Source organism: Thalassotalea sp. PLHSN55, assembly GCF_052030545.1.
Classification (GTDB): Bacteria; Pseudomonadota; Gammaproteobacteria; order Enterobacterales; family Alteromonadaceae; genus CANMXU01.
In genome coordinates, this window is record NZ_JBPDIH010000001.1 from 232780 (window position 1) to 248516 (window position 15737).

General features: G+C 39.5%; 11 protein-coding genes. 7 read left to right on the forward strand and 4 right to left on the reverse strand.

Going from position 1 to position 15737, the window contains the following annotated elements; genetic code table 11:
- Positions 1 to 464 precede the first annotated feature (464 nt).
- The 7 genes from ACRRSQ_RS01180 (at position 465) to ACRRSQ_RS01210 (ending at position 11847) form a co-directional block, all read left to right on the forward strand.
- Positions 465 to 2609 (forward strand): methyl-accepting chemotaxis protein, encoded by a 2145-nt coding sequence (locus ACRRSQ_RS01180; RefSeq protein WP_440873853.1) that lies wholly within the window; start codon positions 465 to 467, stop codon positions 2607 to 2609.
- A 273-nt stretch (positions 2610 to 2882) separates the two neighbouring features.
- Complete coding sequence (gene tig, locus ACRRSQ_RS01185; RefSeq protein WP_440873854.1) at positions 2883 to 4190, forward strand: trigger factor; 1308 nt, start codon at positions 2883 to 2885, stop codon at positions 4188 to 4190.
- A 168-nt stretch (positions 4191 to 4358) separates the two neighbouring features.
- Positions 4359 to 4997 carry an ATP-dependent Clp endopeptidase proteolytic subunit ClpP gene (gene clpP / locus ACRRSQ_RS01190; RefSeq protein WP_440873855.1) on the forward strand — a complete coding sequence of 213 codons (639 nt, stop codon included), beginning with the start codon at positions 4359 to 4361 and terminating at the stop codon, positions 4995 to 4997.
- A 93-nt stretch (positions 4998 to 5090) separates the two neighbouring features.
- Positions 5091 to 6371: an ATP-dependent protease ATP-binding subunit ClpX gene (gene clpX, locus ACRRSQ_RS01195; protein WP_440873856.1), complete on the forward strand. Its 1281-nt coding sequence runs from the start codon at positions 5091 to 5093 to the stop codon at positions 6369 to 6371.
- A gap of 154 nt (positions 6372 to 6525) precedes the next feature.
- The gene (lon, locus tag ACRRSQ_RS01200) at positions 6526 to 8871 is read left to right on the forward strand and encodes an endopeptidase La (RefSeq protein WP_440873857.1); all 2346 of its coding nucleotides are present in this window, start codon (positions 6526 to 6528) and stop codon (positions 8869 to 8871) included.
- Positions 8872 to 9157: 286 nt separating this feature from the next.
- Positions 9158 to 9430, forward strand: coding sequence for a nucleoid-associated protein HU-beta (gene hupB, locus ACRRSQ_RS01205; RefSeq protein WP_074499445.1), 273 nt, complete (start codon positions 9158 to 9160; stop codon positions 9428 to 9430).
- Between the two features lie 500 nt (positions 9431 to 9930).
- The gene (locus ACRRSQ_RS01210) at positions 9931 to 11847 is read left to right on the forward strand and encodes a SurA N-terminal domain-containing protein (RefSeq protein WP_440873858.1); all 1917 of its coding nucleotides are present in this window, start codon (positions 9931 to 9933) and stop codon (positions 11845 to 11847) included.
- Between the two features lie 206 nt (positions 11848 to 12053).
- On the opposite strand, the gene ACRRSQ_RS01215 is transcribed toward ACRRSQ_RS01210, so the two are convergent.
- Genes ACRRSQ_RS01215 through ACRRSQ_RS01230 form a run of 4 tightly spaced genes read right to left on the reverse strand, consistent with a single transcriptional unit; the run spans position 12054 to position 15737 of the window.
- Entirely contained in the window at positions 12054 to 12836 is a 783-nt protein-coding gene (locus tag ACRRSQ_RS01215; RefSeq protein ID WP_440873859.1) for a peptide ABC transporter ATP-binding protein, read from the reverse strand.
- The gene (locus ACRRSQ_RS01220) at positions 12837 to 13826 is read right to left on the reverse strand and encodes a peptide ABC transporter ATP-binding protein (RefSeq protein ID WP_440873860.1); all 990 of its coding nucleotides are present in this window, start codon (positions 13824 to 13826) and stop codon (positions 12837 to 12839) included.
- Positions 13826 to 14719, reverse strand: a complete 894-nt coding sequence (locus tag ACRRSQ_RS01225; RefSeq protein ID WP_440873861.1) for an ABC transporter permease subunit — start codon at positions 14717 to 14719, stop codon at positions 13826 to 13828. The genes ACRRSQ_RS01220 and ACRRSQ_RS01225 overlap by 1 nt, the downstream gene beginning before the upstream one ends.
- Entirely contained in the window at positions 14709 to 15737 is a 1029-nt protein-coding gene (locus ACRRSQ_RS01230) for an ABC transporter permease (RefSeq protein ID WP_440873862.1), read from the reverse strand. Before ACRRSQ_RS01230 ends, ACRRSQ_RS01225 begins: the two co-directional genes overlap by 11 nt.

Here is a 15737-nt window from a genome sequence, read left to right on the forward strand (position 1 = left end):
AATATTTTACAACTCTAAAACTCTAAAACTCTAAAACTCTACAACTCTAAAACTCTGCTGCGCCTTAAACTAGGCCTGAACCAATACAGAACCTTTATTGCAATTAATGTCTGCGAACACCTTTATGGTGCAATTGCACTTAAGGTGTGCATCTGCACCAAGGTGGTTCATGAGTATTTCTACGTATGGATGTTCGTTTGTTTATTGTTTTTCGGTACAATTTATTAACAAAGTCGCTGGCTTGTAATTTTTCGTAAGCGTCTGATTTTTATTGTTTTAATTTGGCTTGGAAAGGCTTGGGTGAAGGGTGGTTATAAATTTATTATATCAGGCACTTTTTTTGCTGGTGGCTGTGAACGGCTGCGTTGTTGTGTCCAAAATAATGTTTTTTGTGTAAGACATGCTGCGACTACCTCCTCTAAAAATACTAACAATAATTTATATCATTTGAGTAGAGAAAGTTTATGAGCTTGAAAAGTGCCTTAATGAATTTAACACCTAAAGAAAAACGCTGGTTACCTTGGTTTGGCAGCACTGGTAAGCTTAAGCTTGGTTGGTCTTGCTTAGTCAATAACAGCACCTACAGCGCTGTTGAGCAAGCATTTGAGGGCATAGCTGCTACCCGAGTAAAGCTATTACAAAATTGGGCAAATAATCAGTGGGATCATCTTAAATCGTTACTGAACTTAATCGATCTTGTGCAATTAGAAAGCAATCAATGCCTATTAACGGATAAATTACAAAGTACTGCCGACTTTTCCGAAATTTTTATTATCGATGTTGAAGGCAAAATACTAACAAGTACATTCTCAAAAAGAATAGGGCAAAAGCACCAAGAAACTCAAGCGATGCAGCAAGCAACAGAAAATGCTTTTTTACACGGTCCTTATATCGATAACGTTACCTTAACTATCGGCGCTTCCTCCTCTCAATTTCATGATGAAGTGACGTTAATGTTTTATCAACCGATTAAAATGGCAGGGAAAACCATTGGCTTTTTATGCGGCCGCGTACCAAATGATGTGCTAGGGGACTTAATTCAGCGTGAAGCCGGTCATATATATCCTGAATCTGGCGATAACTATTTATTTATGGTGGAGTCGAATTTTGACCGTCAAATAATGAAAGGAACAGCATTATCTCGCTCTCGGTTTGAAGACAATACCTTTAGTCATGGAGAGAACTTAAAATCGGGTGTGAACACAGAATACGGGACAGTAAAAATAAATCGACATACTGAATTTGAAATTCGTTTTACGGATCCTGCCACCAATGATTTGCATCCAGGGGTTCGTGAAACCATTTCACATGGAGAGAACTTGTTTGTGACTTACCCAGGATATTCAGACTATCGTCACATTCCTGTTATTGGTAAGGGGGTGACCTTTAAAGTGCCAGGATCGTTAGATACTTGGGGAATGATGTGCGAGGCGGATCTTGAAGAAGTATATCGCAGGCGTTCAATTAACCTTGGTTTAATGCAAATTTATTTTGTTATGGTTAGTAGCATTTTAGGTATTCATGCCGGTTTAACGACTTTCACTGGCTTATCTGATGTTGTTGTTGGCACTATTACAGTCTTTTTTGCCTTGCTCAGTTGTTTTGTATTTTCAAAACTAGGTACCAACCGCATTTCTAAACGCCTTAATAAGATGACGGAAGTGATACGTACTATTGCTGAAGGCGAAGGTAACCTTACGCAACGATTAAATGCCGATAAAATTAAACATGACGAAACGGGAGATATGAGTCGCTGGATTAATAGTTTTATTGATAATTTAGACGGTATTGTCGGACAGGTTATTCAAGCGTCGGGCAATGTAAAGGCGACGAATGAGACAATGTTGTCACGCAATGAAGAAGCCCATTCAAGCTCCCATCAAGTGCATCAATCAATGGAACACATGCAGCAATTAATCGAAAATCAAAGTCAGGTTATATTGCAAGCCGCCAGTACCGCTGAGAACATGAAATCGACCATGGCTACAGTCGTTGAAAAAGCGAAAAAAGATTACTTAGATGCACGGGCAGCAACGCAAGAAATAAGAGATGTTGTCGATACAACCGCTAGCTCTGTTCAATCTATTGATGCTCGAATGGAGGAAATTGGCAATATTATTAGTGTGATCACAGACATCACCAACCAAACCAATTTACTCGCTCTGAATGCAGCCATTGAAGCAGCCCGCGCCGGTGAGCATGGTCGAGGCTTTTCCGTCGTTTCTGATGAAGTTAGGGGATTAGCTGCAAGAACCGCTACGGCAGCACAAGATATTCAAACGATGATCCAAAGCTTGCAGTCACAAACGCAACAAGCGGTAAGCTTTATGGAGTCGGGTGTTAAAAATGTTGATCAAAACCTTAAACTTACCGAAGCCGCTTCAAATGAGAATCAAGAGTTACATCAAATAGTTGATGAAATGTTTGAAACCATTAGCGTTATCGAGCAAAACAGTGCCCGAAATGGTGAGACTGCGCGAACAGTAACTGAAGTCACTAAAAATATGACACATTCAATTGAAGAGTTAACACATAGCTCTAACATGGTTGACTCAACCGCGAATAAACTGCAACAACTTGTTGGCACATTTACCATTAGCGCCCGGTAAACTATGAATTCGAGAAGAAAATAACGTTAAAATGTGCGCTGTTTTTTGGTCGATAAATAGACGAGTAAATAAATTTTGCTTAACTACTCGACTCTACGCTTAAGCACCGCTATAATTCGTCGTCATTATTTTTAATCTAGACATCTTTTATCCGGAATTTCCGGGCCTAAACACCTGACGTTGTATGGGCTAGAAGTTAAAATAACTGTATTTTTTCTTCTATATATAGGTGCATTGTAAATAGCGTATAGCGCTAAGTTTTGAGGTAAGTAAATGCAAGTTTCAGTTGAGACTACACAAGGTTTGGAACGCCGTATAACCATTTCTGTTCCTGCCGAAACCGTAGATGTTGAAGTTAAAAATCGTCTTCGCCATATCGCGAAAACACAACGTATTAATGGCTTCCGCCCAGGTAAAGTGCCACCGTCAGTAATTCAAAAGCGTTACGGTCAATCTGTACGTCAAGAAGTTGCTGGTGAATTAATGCAACGTAACTTTTATGAAGCCATTGTTGCTGAAAAGTTAACACCTGCTGGCCGTCCAGAGTTTGTTGCTAAAAGCAACGAAGATGGCAAAGCGTTAGAATTTGATGCTACTTTTGAAGTATACCCAGAAGTAGAATTAAAAGGCTTAGAAGATATCGCTGTTGAGCGTCCAGACGTTGAAATTTCTGATGAAGATTTAGACGAAATGTTTGTTACGCTTCAAAACCAACATAAAACTTGGAAAGAAAACAAGCGTAAAACTAAAAAAGGCGATAAGTTAACTATCGACTTTACAGGCCGTGTTGACGGTGAAGAGTTTGAAGGCGGCAAGTCTGAAGGTTTTGAATTAGAACTTGGTGCTGGTCGTATGATCCCAGGTTTTGAAAAAGACATCATCGGTATGAAAGTTGGTGAAGAGAAAACTATCACTGTTACTTTCCCAGAAGATTACCACGCTGAAAACCTAAAAGGTAAAGAAGCTGAGTTCGACATCGTTGTTCATAAAACTGAAGGCCCAGTAGTGCCGAAAATTGATGACGAGTTTGCAACATTATTTGGTATTCAAGAAGGTGGCGTTGAAGCATTACGTGCTGAAGTACGTAAGAACATGTCGCGTGAACTTAACCAAGCGGTTAAAACCAAAGTAAAAGAGCAAGTGATCAACGGTTTAGTTGAAGCGCATGAATTAGATGTTCCTAAAGCGTTAATTGCACAAGAAGTTGACGTATTACGTCAGCAAGCAATGCAACGTTTTGGTGGTCAAATGGATCCTAAGAACATGCCTGAACTTCCTGCAGAAATGTTTGAAGAGCAAGCTAAGCGTCGCGTTGTTGTAGGTTTACTACTTGGTGAAGTGATCAAAGTTAACGAATTAAAAGTTGACGAAGCGAAAGTCACTGAGCTTATTGAATCAGCAGCTTCAGCATACGAAGATCCACAAGAAGTTATCGAATACTACAAAACAAACAAAGAGCTTTCTCAACAAATGCAAAACGTTGCATTAGAAGAGCAAGCAGTTGAATTAGTATTAGCTTCTGCAAAAGTAACTGACAAAAAAGCGTCTTTCCAAGAAATTATGAACCCAGAAGGTAAGTAATCTCTTTGCTGCGTTAACACTAAAATAAGCGAAATTTTGTCGATATATTACTCAATTTAGCTTTCTAGTAAATAATAGTGCAGCTTTAGATTGACATCTTGTCAAGCAATAGCTTAAATGGCTTGTATGGAGACATACGAGCCATTTTTTTATATTAAGGATTAAGCCTTGTTTACTTCTCAAAATAATTCTCATGATTTAACCAGCATTACCGAAAGTGCATTAGTGCCTATGGTAGTTGAGCAAACATCTAAAGGTGAGCGCTCTTACGATATTTATTCTCGTTTACTAAAAGAACGCGTCATATTTTTATGTGGTCAAGTGGAAGACCATATGGCTAACTTAATTGTTGCGCAATTATTATTCTTAGAGTCAGAAAGCCCTGATAAAGATATTTATCTTTATATTAATTCGCCAGGTGGTTCGGTAACGGCAGGCATGGCAATTTACGATACCATGAAGTTTATTAAGCCAAACATCAGTACGGTTTGTATTGGTCAAGCGGCTAGCATGGGTGCATTTTTACTTTCTGGTGGTGAAAAGGGCAAACGTTACTGTCTGCCTAATGCACGTGTGATGATCCACCAACCGTTAGGTGGTTTCCAAGGTCAAGCGTCTGATTTTGAAATTCATGCAAAAGAAATTTTATACATCAAAGAGAAGTTAAATCGCTTAATGGCTGAGCATACTGGCCAATCTTTAGAGAAAGTATCACAAGATACCGACCGAGATAATTTCTTAAGTGCAGAAAGTGCGGTTGAATATGGATTAGTTGACGCCATATTAGAACAGAGAACCGATAAATAAGTAACTTCTGGCGAATTGGCGTTGTTATCTGCCGATTTTATGAAATACTTAATAGTATCGAATGACAAATTTATTAGATTTTAGAGGTACCGTATGACCGATATTCAAAAAGGTGACGGTGAAAACGGAAAGTTATTATATTGCTCGTTCTGTGGCAAAAGCCAACATGAAGTGCGCAAACTGATTGCAGGCCCTTCTGTTTTCATTTGCGACGAATGTGTGGAGCTGTGTAATGACATTATTCGTGAAGAAATAAAAGAAATTTCTCCAAAGCAAGATAAAGAAAGTTTGCCTTCGCCAATTGAAATTCGTGAAAGTTTAGACGATTACGTTATTGGTCAAGACCATGCGAAAAAAGTATTAGCGGTAGCGGTATACAATCACTACAAGCGTTTGCGCAATGGTGACTCTCACAATGGTGTTGAGTTAGGCAAAAGTAATATTTTACTTATTGGCCCTACAGGTAGCGGTAAAACCTTACTTGCTGAAACCTTAGCACGCTTGTTAGATGTGCCATTTACTATGGCCGATGCAACCACGTTAACCGAAGCAGGTTATGTTGGTGAAGACGTTGAAAATATCATTCAAAAACTGCTGCAAAAGTGTGATTATGATGTAGAGAAAGCACAACGTGGTATCGTTTACATCGATGAAATTGATAAAATTTCACGTAAATCGGATAACCCATCAATCACGCGTGATGTTTCAGGTGAGGGTGTTCAACAAGCACTGTTAAAACTTGTTGAAGGTACTATCGCTTCTGTACCACCACAAGGTGGTCGTAAACATCCACAGCAAGAGTTTTTACAAGTAGATACGTCTAAGATTTTGTTTATTTGTGGCGGTGCATTTGCCGGCCTTGATAAAGTAATCGAACAGCGTTGTCATACAGGTACAGGTATTGGTTTTGGCGCTGAGGTACGTGGTAAAGATGAAGAAAAATCATTAACCGAGCGTTTCCAAGAAGTTGAACCACAAGATTTAGTGAAATACGGATTAATTCCTGAATTCATTGGTCGTTTACCAGTTGTTGCTACTTTAAGTGAACTCGATGAAGATGCATTAATTCAAATCCTTCAAGAGCCAAAAAATGCCTTAACTAAACAGTTTACTGCACTTTTTGATATGGAAGATGTCGAGCTAGAGTTTAGAAAAGACGCCTTACTGGCGATCGCTAATAAAGCCATGGTACGCAAAACCGGTGCTCGTGGTTTACGTTCGATTGTTGAAGGCGTATTGCTTGATACTATGTATGAGCTGCCTTCAATGGAAAATGCGACCAAAGTTGTGGTTGATGAAACGGTAATTAAAGGTGAGTCTAAGCCGATAATTATTTATGAAACACCACAAGAGCAAGCTGCATCTGAAAATTAACTTCGATAATACGAAGAATTGATTATAAAAGAGCCAATTAGGCTCTTTTTTTTATTTCTCTGTTGAAAGCTTCTTCAATATCCCCATATAGTTTTTAACTTCTAATTATTTTCCATCAGTATGTTTACAGTGCTGATTTCCGAGAGAGTAACAAATGACCGATGAGTTATCAGGTGTATCTGAAATCCCCGTACTAGCCTTGCGCGATGTTGTTGTTTACCCGCAAATGGTTATTCCTTTATTTGTTGGCAGAGAAAAATCAATTCGTTGTTTAGATATTGCGATGGAAAATGACAAGAAAATTTTCCTCGTGGCGCAAAAAGATGCCGCTGTTGATGATCCAACAGCTGACGATGTTTATGAAACCGGCACCGTTGCGACTATTTTACAAATGCTGAAATTACCCGACGGTACCGTAAAGGTATTGGTTGAAGGTGCTCAACGTGCACAAATAGATAATTTTGTTGAAACAGAGCAATATTTTACCGCCAATATAAATTACCTCGCCGCAGAAGGTGGCGATATCGATAATATCGAAATTTTAATTCGTTCAGCAATCTCTCAGTTTGAAGGTTACGTCAAACTTAACAAAAAAATTCCGCCAGAAGTGCTTACCTCTGTGTCAGGAATTGATGATGCGGAACAGCTTGCCGATACCATGGCGGCTCATATGCCACTGAAGCTTGTTGAAAAGCAAAAAGTTTTAGAAATTACTGATATTGCCAAACGCCTAGAATACTTGATGGCGTTAATGGAAGGTGAAATCGACTTACTACAAGTTGAGAAAAAAATTCGTACTCGCGTTAAAAAGCAAATGGAAAAAAGCCAGCGTGAGTACTATTTGAATGAGCAAATGAAAGCCATTCAAAAAGAATTAGGTGATATGGACGATGTGCCAGATGAAGCTGAGCAAATCACCAAAAAAATTGAAGAAGCGCAAATGCCAAAAGAAGCCAAGGAAAAAACCTTAGCTGAATTGCAGAAATTAAAAATGATGTCACCAATGTCTGCTGAAGCAACCGTTGTTCGCAGCTACATCGATGTAATGACCAATGTGCCTTGGAAAAAGCGCAGTAAATTAAAGCGCAATTTGAAGCTTGCTGAAGAAGTACTTGATAAAGACCATTACGGCTTAGATAAAGTAAAAGAGCGCATTTTAGAGTATTTAGCGGTGCAACAGCGCGTTAGCCAATTAAAAGGGCCAATTTTGTGCTTAGTGGGTCCTCCAGGTGTGGGTAAAACCTCGCTTGGGCAATCGATTGCGAAATCTACGGGTCGTAAATACGTGCGTATGGCTTTAGGTGGCGTACGTGATGAAGCAGAAATTCGTGGTCATCGCCGTACCTATATTGGTTCATTGCCGGGTAAGCTTATCCAAAAAATTTCAAAAGCGGGCGTTAAAAACCCACTGTTTTTGTTAGATGAAATCGACAAAATGGCCTCTGATATGCGCGGCGATCCAGCATCTGCTTTATTAGAAGTATTAGATCCTGAGCAAAACAGTAGCTTTAACGATCATTATCTTGAAGTTGACTACGACTTATCTGATGTGATGTTTGTTGCTACATCGAACAGCATGAATATTCCAGGGCCGTTACTTGACCGTATGGAAGTGATTCGTTTATCAGGCTATACCGAAGACGAAAAACTCAATATCGCGCGTAATCACTTAGTCACTAAACAAATTGAGCGCAATGGCTTAAAAACCAAAGAGATTGAGATAGAAGATAGTGCAATTATTGGCATTATTCGTTATTACACTCGTGAAGCTGGCGTACGTAGTTTAGAGCGTGAGATTTCCAAACTATGTCGTAAAGCGGTTAAAGCTATCTTGCTCGACAAGAGTTTGAAGAAAATCGTTATTAACCAAGACAACTTAAAAGACTATTTAGGTGTACAACGTTTTGATTATGGCAAAGCAGAAGATAGTAACCGTGTCGGCCAAGTCACTGGTCTTGCATGGACAGAAGTTGGTGGTGAGCTATTAACTATAGAAACAGCCTCTGTACCGGGTAAAGGAAAACTAACCTATACCGGCTCATTAGGCGATGTAATGCAAGAGTCAATTCAAGCGGCAATGACAGTGGTTAGAAGTCGAACTGAAAAACTGCGCATAAATGACGACTTTTACGAAAAACGTGACATTCATGTTCATGTGCCTGAAGGTGCTACGCCTAAAGATGGTCCAAGTGCTGGTATTGGCATGTGCACAGCATTAGTATCAAGCTTAACGGGTAATCCGGTCAAAGCGGATGTTGCAATGACAGGTGAAATTACCTTGCGTGGTGAAGTTTTAGCCATTGGTGGTTTAAAAGAAAAACTACTGGCGGCACATCGCGGTGGTATTAAAACTGTGGTAATTCCAAAAGACAACGAGCGTGATTTACAAGAAATTCCTGACAATATTAAGGCTGACCTCGCAATTCACCCAGTAAAATGGATTGATGATGTTCTAGCCATTGCGCTTGAACAGCCAGTTGAAAAATGGCAGGCTGAATAAAAAATCAGCAAAAAATGTTGTTTTTTCAGGAAAAAAGTCAAAAAAGGTGAAAAAAAGTGTAAAAAACGCAAAATTTCGCTTTTCAAACGACGAAACTATGGTAAGTTAACAACGCTGATATCGCTAGACCCCAATAGATATGGGGTCTAACAAAAAATAATCGCTTAATTTTAATTTTTGATTTCTTTAACTCGGCGCTTGATGTTCGATAGAAACGTAAGAATATGTTTCACAGGACGTTAAACAAAAGATGGCGCTGAATAATAACAATTGAAGGGGAAACACTGTGAATAAATCTCAACTAATCGAAAAGATTGCTGCTGGTGCAGATATTTCTAAAGCTGCTGCAGGTCGTGCATTAGATTCATTTATTGAAGCAGTTACAGAAGAACTTAAAAGTGGTGAGCAAGTTGCTCTAGTTGGTTTTGGTACTTTCTCTGTACGTGACCGTGCAGCACGTACTGGTCGTAACCCACAAACTGGTGCGACAATCGAAATCGCAGCAGCTAAAATCCCATCTTTTAAAGCGGGTAAAGCATTAAAAGATGCTTGTAACTAATCACAGTTATAAATAAGAATATTTAAAGACCACCTTTCGGTGGTCTTTTTTTATCTACTGCCAGTTTACTGGATTGGTCTAATACCAAGTGCATTAATAAATTGTTCACTTAGCGATAATTAAAAGTCTTATAGGCACAGGTTATATGCTCCGTGCATAACCTAAGTACCTACATCCATGTAGGCAAGGCGTTGATTGAAGAGAATGGTTATTCCCTTGTCAAAATCAATAACGATGGATATAAGACTTTTAAAATCGCCCTTTGGGAACTGATTAGCGAACTGATAACCGCTCAAAATTAAAGAAATATAGAAAGACTATGTTTAAGTAATTTTGTTTGTTCTAAGGTCGATAATCGAGTTCTAAGTTGACTAATTTATTAATGTAATTGGTATAACTGACAATTATAAAAAATATTTTTCATTTTGTGACTTCTAGCAATGCCTAGCATCTGCTAAAATCGCGCACAAAGAAATATAGCTGACGTAATAGAGACAAAAATGCTAGAAAATATAAGAGAAAGCTCTCAAGGATTGACTGCTAAAATCATCCTAGGTTTTATTATTTTAACCTTTGCTGTTGCAGGTATTGGCAGTTACACAACTGCTGTTGATACTTCCGTAGCTGAAGTAAACGGTGAGAAGATTTCACAGGCTGATTTTAACAAAGCTTACACAGCACAGCGCAACAGAATGGCGCAGCAATTCGGTGAAATGTTCAATACATTATCGGAAAACAAAGAATACATGGCTAACTTTCGCCAAGGTGTTTTAGAAAATGCGATAAGTGAAAAGTTAATTGATCAAAGCAGTCGTGATTTAGGTATTCGTGTTTCTGATCAACGTATAAAGCAAACTATTCGTCAAATGCCAGAATTTCAATCAGACGGCGTATTTGACAATAATCGTTACTTAGCGGTTATCAATCAAGCGGGTTTTTATCAGTCGTCAGATTTTCGTGATTATCTACGTGTTGAAATGACACGTCAGCAATTAACACAATCTCTAGTGGCGAGTGAGTTTAACTTACCTTACCAAGAAGAAATGCTAAGTGCTTTACAGAATCAACAACGTGATATTCGTTTTGCTACTATCTCAGCCAAGCAATTTGAAGCTTCAGTTGAAGTGACTGACGAAGAGCTAAATAGCTATTATCAAGCTAATCAAGCGATGTTCCAAAACCAAGAGAAAGTACAGCTTGAATATATTGCCCTTGATGTAGATGAAATTGCCAAAGGCATTGCGATCACTGATGAAGAAGTCGAAACCTTCTATCAAGAAAATATCACTAGCTATACCCAAGAAGAAAGACGTCGTGTTTCTCATATTCTTGTTGAATTTGGTGATGACCAAGACGCAAGCAAAGAAAAAATTGACGCAATCGCAGCTCGTATTGCTCAAGGTGAAGACTTTGCAGCATTAGCCCAAGAATTATCAGACGATAGCTTTAGTGGTGAAAATGGCGGCGACCTTGAATGGTTAGAAACCGGTGTAATGGAAGAAGCTTTTGAAGAAAGTGCTTTTGCATTAACCGATGTTGGTTCAGTGAGTGATGTTGTTGAAACGTCTTTTGGTTACCACTTAATTAAATTAACGGCAATTGAAGCTGAAAAAGTGAAAGCATTAGCTGACGTGCAAGAAGAACTTCATGCACAACTTAGCAGTGACAAAGCACAAGACAAGTTTTTTGAACTTCAACAAGAAGTGGCTCGTTTAAGCTTTGAATTTCCAGATAGCCTAGAAGATGCAGCGAGCGCTGCAGATTTATCTGTGCAAACTTCACCTTGGTTAGCTCGTGGCGGCAATTCAGCGCCATTTAATAATGCACAGTTAATGGAGACCGCTTTTTCAGATATAGTGATTTTAGAGCAATTGAACTCAGATATTGTTGAAGTCAACGATAAGTTAGCCGTAGTTGTTCGCTTAAAGTCATACCAAGAAGCAACTGTTAAACCATTAACTGAAGTTCAAGAAGGTATTAAAACGACACTAGTTGCTCAAAAGAGCACTGAAGAAGCACAAACATTGGCTGCTGATTTATTAGCTGAGTTTACCTCAGGTGCAGATATTAGCGCGCAATTAGCTGAAGTGAATGCTGCCTTTGAAGAGCACAAAGCGATTACTCGTTTTGGTAGCGCGATTGATTCATCAATCAGTAAAGAAGCTTATGTCTTGCCTCACCCAAGTGAAGGTAATATTTCTGCGGCAACGGTAACTTTAGCAAATGGCGATTTAGCCTTGTTAGAAGTTCAAGCAGTTAGTGCTGTAGACGCTGCTCAGGTTGACCCAAGCTTAGCGCAACAACAAGTACAAATGCTTGCTCAATCTGCATATAAGAGCTTTGTTGATGCGTTACGTGCTGAGGCTAAAATTACCACCAAAGATATTTCAAACTTAACGGTTCAAAACCAATACTAAGTGATAAATATTTTAGTTAATTGAAAAAGCTGCCTAGTGCAGCTTTTTTTGTGGGTAAAGAAAAGCGGGGGATAATTAAGGTTAAGCGCACTTGGTTATCTTTATTAAAAGCAATAAATGACGGGCCCGCTTAAGGGCTTAATATCCTAAGCATGTAGCAAACTTTTAACCTGCTTGTAAGCGTGTTAAAAGCATCATTTAAGCTATTAGTTATGCAATAAGTGGTAATGCTGTCCCATAATAAGTTTGCGTGTATATTTGTCTTTAGGAGCGCGCAGTATTTGAGACGTTGGTCCTTCTTCAACCACATTGCCTTTGTGCAATACCATCATCGAATCGCTAAAGTGACGTACAATGCCTAAATTGTGTGAGATCAGAATAAACGCTAAGCCCATTTGCTGTTGTAAATCGAGCAATAGATTGATCATTTGTGAACGTAATGATGGATCAAGAGAGGCGAGCGCTTCATCTAGAATGATCACTTGCGGGTTTAAAATAATTGCACGTGCTAACGATATACGTTGTTTTTGACCGCCCGAGAACATGTGCGGATAGAAGTTCATATGATCCGCTAACAAGCCGACTTTAAATAGCGTATCGCGAATAAGTTGGCTGCGCTGCGTTTCATCTAAGTCAGTATTGAGTTTTAGTGGCTCATCTAATAATTGTCGAATCGTTAAGCTCGGGTTTAATGTTGTACCTGAGTCTTGAAAGATCATACGAACATGCTGACATCTTTGCTTAAAATTACCTGAAGTCAGCTCTTGCCCGTTTAGCTTTACCTTTCCGGTGGTTGGTTTTTCTGCGCCCACTAATAGCTTAGCAAGCGTCGACTTTCCTGAACCAGCTTCACCAACAATTGCCAAGGTTTTATAGGCTTGAACACTAAACGATATTGGCTCTAAAGCGCAAAAGCCTTTTTTGTTGAACCAATAATTACTGAGCCGATAGGTTTTACTTAAATTGGCGACTTCTAATAAGGCTGACATTTAATTTCCATCCTTTAAAGAAAAGTGACAACTGACCAAGTGGCCATGGTGATTTTTAACTTTAGGAGCTTGGACACAGGCTTGTTGTGCGCGAGGACATCTAGGGCCAAGACGACAACCGATGGGCAAATGCTGCAAAATAGGAATACTGCCGGGCAATGTTGCTAGTCGCGACTTTTTCGGCAGCTGCATATTGGCTTTAGGGCTTGAGTCTAATAACGCTTGCGTATAAGGGTGAAACGGCTTGGTAAATATTTGCTCGGTGGTGCCAGCTTCGACAAATTGCCCGCTGTACATCACCGTAATGGTATTGGTCCAGTGAGTTACATTTTCTAAGTCATGACTGATCAACAAAATCGACATATTTTTCAGTTGATTTAAACTTGCCAGTAGCCTAAAAATTTGTGCTTGGTTAGTGGATTCCATTGCCGCTGTTGGTTCATCTGCGATCAATAAAATAGGGCGGCGAGCTAGCGCTATGGCAATCATCACCCGTTGACATAAGGCTTCAGTTAGCTGATGCGGATAGCTTTTTACACACACCTCATGATGTTTAATGCCAACTTTATGCAGTAAATTTGCCACCGCCAATTTTCGTTGCTTGCGTCGTTGCCAAAAGTTACCGGTTAATTGTGCGGTGTCGACCGCCTCTTCAAGCTGAGAGCCTATGGTTGTGGTGGGATCTAAACAGGCCATAGGTTCTTGAAAAATCATGGCAACATCTTTAGAAATAATCGCTTTTCTTTCGTCTGGGCTGTAGCGCAGTAAATCTATGCCACGCCAATGAAAACGGTCTGCATGCACGGTCCAGCGCTCATCGAGCACACCAACAATCGCTTGTGCGAGTAGCGATTTACCCGAACCAGACTCACCTACTAAGCCACGTACTTCACCTTCTTTCATTGATAAACTAACGCGGTCAACGGCAAGAATGTTTCTTGTTGCCGTTTTTAATTCAATGGAAAGGTTTCTAATATCAACTAAATTCATTAGTTACCTCGTCCAATTTTTAAAGCATGACGCATACCTTCACCGACTAAGTTGGTGGCGATAACCGAGAATAAAATAGCTAAACCTGGCAAATATACTGTCCATGGCGCGATATAAAATAAATCAATACCGTTAGATAACATTGCGCCCCATTCCGGTAAAGGAATTGGTGCACCTAAGCCTAAAAATCCGAGTGCTGCAATATCTAAAATTGCCGCCGATTGCGCTAAAGTTGCATAGCTGATAATTTTTTCAATAATATTGGGAAATACCGAATAGCGTAAAATCCGTAGTGAACTTGCGCCATCAAGCCTCGATGCTAATACATAGTCTTTAGTAAACTCTTCTTCCACTGCATTTCTGGTGATATGAATAAATTGTGGGATCAACACCATAACAATGGCCCACAAGGTATTATTTAACCCCGGCCCTAGAATAGCGACAATGATAATGGCGAGTAATAACGACGGAATTGATAAAATAACATCTAAAAAATGGTTAAGAAAGCTTGATTTTATGCCTCGTGACAATGCTGATAACGAGCCAATAAGTACGCCAATGATTAATGAAATGATAACCACGATAAAACTTAAACCAAAGGTCAGTGACGCGCCATGCATTAATCGAGATAGCATGTCACGACCTAAATTATCGGTGCCTAATAAAAAGCTGATATCGCCATCTTTATCCCACGCTGGCGGCAATAAAAGTTGGTCTAAATGATTCTCTATTGATGAGTGGGGCGTTAATATCGGAGAAAAAATGGCTAATAAGGTTAAAAATATAAAACTTGAGAAGCCAATCATTACCACAGGAGATTGTCTAAAGTTATGCCATAACTGTAGCAGTGGTGAAGGAAACTCTTCTTCTTGATAAATTTTATCACGCGCCATGGCGAGACTCCCTAGCCAATGGATTTAATAGGCCGTAGATAAAGTCGGTAAAAATATGCACGACAAAAATAAAGCTTGAAAGCATTAATAGCCCACTTTGAATAGCGGTGTAATCGCGCTGGTAAATACTTTCTATTAGCCAGCGGCCAATGCCGGGCCAGCTAAAAATAACCTCTGTTACCATCGCAATGGTGACTAAGTTCGCAAATTGTAAGCCGACATCGCGAATTACTTTTAATAGCGCGTTTCGAATAGCGTGGCGGTAGATGATCTGTTTAAACGTTAACCCTTTCGCTTTGGCGGCGCGAATATAGCTCTGATCGAGAACTTCTAACATCGCAGTTCTTGCTAAACGGATAAAAATAGTTGCTGGTGCTAATGCGACCACACAGGTTGGTAAGATCATGTGCATGCTAGCATTTTGAAAAGCTTGCCACTTGTAGGTACTGTCACTAAGCAAAATGTCGATCAACAAAAAGCCAGTCACGTGTTCAATTTCATACAACAAACTTAATTGACCAGCAGACGGAAACCAAGCGAGTTGAATAGAAAACGCCATTATTGCAAGTAAGCCTAGCCAAAAAACAGGAATAGAATAACCAAACATTGCCACAGTTAAAATAAGGTTGTCGGTTAGCTTTTCATGCTTAATTGCAGCAATAAAACCAATTGGTACACCCACAAACATCGCCACTAATAACGCAGCAATAGAGAGCTCCATTGTCGCAGGCAATAAAGTTTTAATTTCATCGAGCACAGGTAATTGGCTAGCCATGGATAAACCCAAATCGCCATTAAACATATGCGAAAGGTAAGCCCAATATTGGATAACAATATTTTCATCTTGACGATATTCGTCACTTAATAGTGCAAGTTGTTCTGGCGTGGCATTAATTTGGCCTGTTAAATTAACTAAGGCATCGCCGGGGAACATGTAGCTTAAACTAAATGACAGTAGCGTGAGCAGCAAAAAGGTAAACAGCAATAAATTTAGTCGACGTAGTGTGAAAATTATCAT

What these genes read in the sequence shown, in the direction of transcription:
- ACRRSQ_RS01215 (WP_440873859.1), bottom strand. Translation starts at nt 12,836, where the DNA reads ATGTCAGCCTTATTAGAAGTCGCCAATTTAAGTAAAACCTATCGGCTC.
- ACRRSQ_RS01210 (WP_440873858.1), top strand. Translation starts at nt 9,931, where the DNA reads ATGCTAGAAAATATAAGAGAAAGCTCTCAAGGATTGACTGCTAAAATC.
- ACRRSQ_RS01230 (WP_440873862.1), bottom strand. Translation starts at nt 15,737, where the DNA reads ATGATAATTTTCACACTACGTCGACTAAATTTATTGCTGTTTACCTTT.
- ACRRSQ_RS01225 (WP_440873861.1), bottom strand. Translation starts at nt 14,719, where the DNA reads ATGGCGCGTGATAAAATTTATCAAGAAGAAGAGTTTCCTTCACCACTG.
- tig (WP_440873854.1), top strand. Translation starts at nt 2,883, where the DNA reads ATGCAAGTTTCAGTTGAGACTACACAAGGTTTGGAACGCCGTATAACC.
- ACRRSQ_RS01220 (WP_440873860.1), bottom strand. Translation starts at nt 13,826, where the DNA reads ATGAATTTAGTTGATATTAGAAACCTTTCCATTGAATTAAAAACGGCA.
- ACRRSQ_RS01180 (WP_440873853.1), top strand. Translation starts at nt 465, where the DNA reads ATGAGCTTGAAAAGTGCCTTAATGAATTTAACACCTAAAGAAAAACGC.
- clpX (WP_440873856.1), top strand. Translation starts at nt 5,091, where the DNA reads ATGACCGATATTCAAAAAGGTGACGGTGAAAACGGAAAGTTATTATAT.
- lon (WP_440873857.1), top strand. Translation starts at nt 6,526, where the DNA reads ATGACCGATGAGTTATCAGGTGTATCTGAAATCCCCGTACTAGCCTTG.